The organism is Pseudonocardia lacus (assembly GCF_018531445.1).
Lineage (GTDB): Bacteria > Actinomycetota > Actinomycetes > Mycobacteriales > Pseudonocardiaceae > Pseudonocardia > Pseudonocardia lacus.
The window spans coordinates 1-4,306 of sequence record NZ_JAHDTH010000347.1 but is presented as its reverse complement, the minus strand read 5'-3'; the positions used below and the strand labels follow the sequence as shown (position 1 = coordinate 4,306).

Annotated in this window: 6 protein-coding genes; 3 read left to right on the top strand and 3 right to left on the bottom strand. The window is 78.0% G+C overall.

Annotated features, from left to right (window positions below; genetic code table 11):
• Together KIK08_RS37445 and KIK08_RS37440 are read left to right on the top strand one after the other, a co-directional pair.
• The coding region (locus KIK08_RS37445) for a HAMP domain-containing sensor histidine kinase (protein WP_214408055.1) at positions 1-853 on the top strand (853 nt) is incomplete at its 5' end.
• Positions 850-1,329 carry a hypothetical protein gene (locus KIK08_RS37440; protein WP_308258140.1) on the top strand — a complete coding sequence of 160 codons (480 nt, stop codon included), beginning with the start codon at positions 850-852 and terminating at the stop codon, positions 1,327-1,329. The genes KIK08_RS37445 and KIK08_RS37440, both read left to right, overlap by 4 nt.
• Here KIK08_RS37440 and KIK08_RS37435 read toward each other — a convergent pair whose 3' ends face one another.
• Both KIK08_RS37435 and KIK08_RS37430 read right to left on the bottom strand, forming a co-directional pair.
• On the bottom strand, positions 1,330-2,532 hold the full coding sequence (locus KIK08_RS37435; protein WP_214408054.1) for an acyltransferase family protein: 1,203 nt from the start codon (positions 2,530-2,532) through the stop codon (positions 1,330-1,332). It lies immediately after the preceding gene.
• A gap of 104 nt (positions 2,533-2,636) precedes the next feature.
• Positions 2,637-3,041: a winged helix-turn-helix transcriptional regulator gene (locus KIK08_RS37430; RefSeq protein WP_214408053.1), complete on the bottom strand. Its 405-nt coding sequence runs from the start codon at positions 3,039-3,041 to the stop codon at positions 2,637-2,639.
• Positions 3,042-3,126: 85 nt separating this feature from the next.
• Here KIK08_RS37430 and KIK08_RS37425 point away from each other — a divergent pair, with 85 nt between their 5' ends.
• Positions 3,127-3,960 carry an SDR family oxidoreductase gene (locus KIK08_RS37425; protein ID WP_214408056.1) on the top strand — a complete coding sequence of 278 codons (834 nt, stop codon included), beginning with the start codon at positions 3,127-3,129 and terminating at the stop codon, positions 3,958-3,960.
• 22 nt (positions 3,961-3,982) lie between these two features.
• Here the strand turns inward: KIK08_RS37425 and KIK08_RS37420 are convergent.
• The coding region (locus tag KIK08_RS37420) for a helix-turn-helix domain-containing protein (RefSeq protein WP_214408052.1) at positions 3,983-4,306 on the bottom strand (324 nt) is incomplete at its 5' end.

Below are 4,306 nucleotides of genomic sequence, written 5' to 3'. Positions count from 1 at the left end.
CGGCGTGCTGCGCCCGGTCCGCGAGCTCCGCGACACCGCGCGCCGGCTGGCGGCGGGCGACCTGGCCGCGCGCACGCCGCCCCGCGGCGCCGACGAGCTGGCCGAGCTGACCGCCACCGTCAACGCGATGGCCGAGTCGGTGCAGGCGTCCATGGCCCAGATGCGGCGGATGCGGGCCGACGCCCGGCGGTTCGCCGCGGACGCCTCCCACGAGCTGCGCACGCCGCTGAGCACGTTGACGGCGGTCGTCGAGGTGCTGGCGGCGGCCACCGCGGAGGTGCCCGACGCCGACGCGCGGGAGTCCGCGCAGCTGGCGATCGCCGAGACCCACCGGCTGGTCGGGCTCGTGGAGGACCTCATGGAGGTCTCCCGGCTGGACGCCGGCACCGCCCGGCTGCACGTGGAGGACGTGGACCTGGCCGGGGCGGTGCGCGACTGCCTGCGCGCCCGGGGCTGGCTGGACCGGGTCGAGGTGCTGGCCCCGGAAGGGCTCGAGCTGCGGGTGGACCGGCGCCGGCTGGACGTCGTGCTGGCCAACCTGGTCGGCAACGCGCTGGAGCACGGCGGCCCGCCGGTGCGCGTGCTCGTCTCGGTGCGCGGCGACGAGGTGCGCGTCGAGGTCGTCGACGGCGGGCCGGGCGTGCCCGCGCACAGGCGATCGCGCGTCTTCGACCGCTTCGCCAAGGGCGACCCGGCCCGCACCCGCGCGCCGGGCAGCGGGCTCGGGCTGGCGATCGCCCGGGAGAACGCCCGACTGCACGGCGGCGACATCACCGTGGAGGAGCCGACGACGGCCGACGGGCGCGGCGCGCGGTTCGTGCTGCGCCTGCCGCGGGGGAGGTGGGCCGGGTGAGGCGGGCGGCGTGGGTGTGCGCGGTGGCCGCGCTGCTGGCGGGCTGCGGCGTGGGGCCGTCCGGCGTGCTGGACGGCGGCGCGGCCCCGACCGGCGTGGCGCCCGGGGTGACGCTGTACTTCGTCGACGCCGACGGGCGGCTGCACCCGCAGCAGCGCCCCACCGACCGGCTGGGCACGGTCGACGGGGCGGTGTCGCTGCTGCTGAGCGGGCCGGGGCCGGGCTCGGGGCTGCGCACCGAGATCGCCCCGGTGGTCACCGAGCGGGTCGAGGTCACCACCGCGCCGGGCCTGCTGCGGCTGGTCGTGCCGCTGGCGGCCGCGGAGGTGAGCCCGCTGGGCGTCGACCAGATCGTGTGCACCGCCCTCGGCGTCCACGTGCAGGGCGGCGGGGAGCGGGGCACCCGCGTGCAGCTGGGGTTCACCCTGCCGGCGCCGGGCTCGGACGAGCCGCGGACCTGCCCGCTGACCGGCTGATCAGCTCAGCCCGGCGACGTCGACGGCGGGCGCGGCGGGCGCGGGCAGTGCCCACCAGAGCGCGGCGAGCCCGGCGGTGACCGCGGCCGCCGCGATCAGCCCGCGGCGCCCCCTGGCCCACCGGGCGCGGTACCGGATCGGGTCCTCGACCAGGTGGGTCGACAGCGCGGCCAGGCCGATCGCCAGCCCGCACGCGGCGGCCGTCGCGACCGGGCCCCGCCCCGGTCCGGCCAGCACGAGCAGGGGCCAGTGCCACAGGTACAGGCCGTAGGAGATCCGACCCGTCCAGCGCAGCGGCCCCCACCCCAGCGCGGCGGTGGCCGGCCCGCTCGGCGTCCGCGCGCACAGCCCGACCAGCAGCGCGGCGGCCAGCGAGTGCGCGACGAGCCCGCCGCCGAACAGCCACGCCGAGCGCTCCCCGTCGACGAGCACCCACATCGCGGCCAGGCCGGCGGCCAGCGCCGTCGCGAGCGCGGCCGCCCACCGACCGGTGGCCAGGGCCAGCACGCCCCGCACCGGACGGGTCGCCACGAGCGCGCCCAGCAGCAGCGCGGACGCGCGGGTGTCGGTGCCCATGTGCACGCGCGTCGGGTCGGGCGTACCGGCGAGCGCGACCGCCACCACCAGGGACGCGATCGCGGCCGTCGCCGCGATCGTAGCGACGGCGGGCTCGACGCGGCGCGTCAGCGCGGCCACGACCACCAGCACCACCGGCCAGAGGAGGTAGAACTGCTCCTCGACCGCGATGCTCCACAGGTGCTCGAACACCCGGCCGGGCCCGAACCGGTCCCAGTAGCCGGCCGAGCCGGCGATCAGGTGCCAGTTGAGCAGGCCGAACTGTGCCCACGGCCCGTCGTCGAGCGTGGTGCGCCGCAGGTCCGCCCGCCCCAGCGCCCACACCAGCAGCGTGCTGCCGGCGAGCACCGCGGCGAGCGCGGGCAGCAGCCGCCGGGTCCGCCGGCCCCAGAACGCGGTGAGCGAGACGCTGCCGCCCGCCTCGACCTCGCGCAGCAGCAGCCCGGTGATGAGGAAGCCGGACAGGACGAGGAACAGGTCGACCCCGAGGAACCCGCCGGGCAGCGGACCGGCGTGGTGCAGCAGCACCCCCAGCACGGCGACGCCGCGCAGGCCGTCCAGGGCGGGCACGTGCGGCGGGCGGGCGGTGGGGGAGCGGACGGCCGCGGCGGGCGGGACTCGCGTCATCCGCCCGACCGTGCCCGTCGCGTGTGCGGGCGGCGTCGCCGTCAGGTCGCGGTCCTGTCGCGATCGCGCACGCCGTAGGCGCGCGAGAGTCGCGTTCGGGCCAACTAGCCGGGCAGCGGGCGGGTGGGGTCGGCGTCGTAGGTGGCGCGGGCCCGGTGGACGCGGTCGAGGTTCTCCGCGCCCCACTCGGCCAGCCCCGCGAACAACGGCGCCAGGCTGCGTCCCAGGTCGGTGATCTCGTACTCGACCCGCGGCGGCACCTCGGCGTGCTGGGTGCGGGTGACCATGCCGTCGCGCTCGAGCTGGCGCAGCCGCTGGGTGAGCACCTTCGGGGTGATGGTCGTGATGCGCCGGGCCAGCTCGACGAACCGCTGGCGGCCGTACTCGTGCAGCACCCACAGGATCGGGGTGGTCCACCGGCTGAACACGATGTCGACGACCGGCGCGATCGGGCAGGCCAGCTCGGGTTCGGCCACGGCGGGCCGCCACCGGGTGCTCGCTTCGGTCATGGAGAGTCACTTTCCTCTAGGTACCTACTATCTCGGTGATACTAGCGTCGTCCCGGTCGTGATCGTGAACGGACGGGAGAAGTCGATGATCGTGGTGACCGGGGCGACCGGGAACGTCGGACGGCCGCTGGTCGACGCGCTGGCGGCGGCGGGGGAGCGGGTGACGGCGGTGTCGCGGCACCCGGCGCCGGTGCCGGCCGGGGTGCGTCACCGGCGGGCCGACCTGGCCGATCCCGACGCCCTGCGCCCGCTGCTGGACGGCGCCGACGCGCTGTACGTGCTGGTCTCCGGGGCCGGCGCGCACGTCGACGGGGACGCGCTGCTGGACGCGGCCAAGGCGGGCGGGGTGCGGCGGGTGGTGCTGCAGTCGTCGCAGGCGGTGGGGACGAGGCCGGGGGCGCCCTCGCACGCGCCGCTGGCGGCGCTGGAGGACGCGCTGCGCGGTTCGGACCTGGAGTGGACGGTGCTGCGCCCGGGTGGGTTCGCCTCGAACGCCTTCGCCTGGGCGGAGTCGGTGCGCGCCCGGCGCGCGGTCGTGGCGCCCTTCGGGGACGTCGCGCTGCCGGTGGTCGACCCGCTGGACATCGCCGCGGTGGCGGCGGCCGTGCTGCGGGGGACAGGACACGGCGGGCGGGTCTACGAGCTGACCGGGCCGGAGCCGATCGACCCGCGCGGGCAGGCCGCGGCCGTCGGCGCGGCGATCGGGGAGCCGGTCGAGTTCGTCGAGCAGCCGCCGGACGAGGCCCGGGCCCTGATGCTCGGGTTCATGCCGGCGCCGGTGGCCGAGGGGACGCTGGCCATCCTGGGCGCGCCCACCCCGGCCGAGCGGCGTGTCTCCCCCGACGTCGAGGACGTGCTCGGCCGGCCGGGGCTGCCCTTCGCGCGGTGGGCGGCGCGCAACGCTGCCGCGTTCCGCTGACCCGTCAGGCCGATCGGTGCTCTCAGGCGGCCCGGTCGACCGCGGTGAAGCGGCGCGGCGAGGTGCCGCCGAGCGCGCGCAGCTCCCGGGACAGGTGCGGCTGGTCGGCGTAGCCGGCGCGGGCGGCCACCTCGGCCGGTGCGACGCCGGCGGCGAGCAGGTCGGTTGCCCGTCGGAAGCGCAGGACCCGGCGCAGCACCGCGGGCCCGTAGCCGAACGCGGCCAGGCAGCGCCGGTGCAGGGTGCGGGTGGTCCAGCCGAGGTCCGCGGCGAGCGCGGCGACCGACGTGGTGGCGCTCTCGGCCGCGCCCAGCCGGGCGGCCAGCGCGGGGACGGCCGGGTCGAC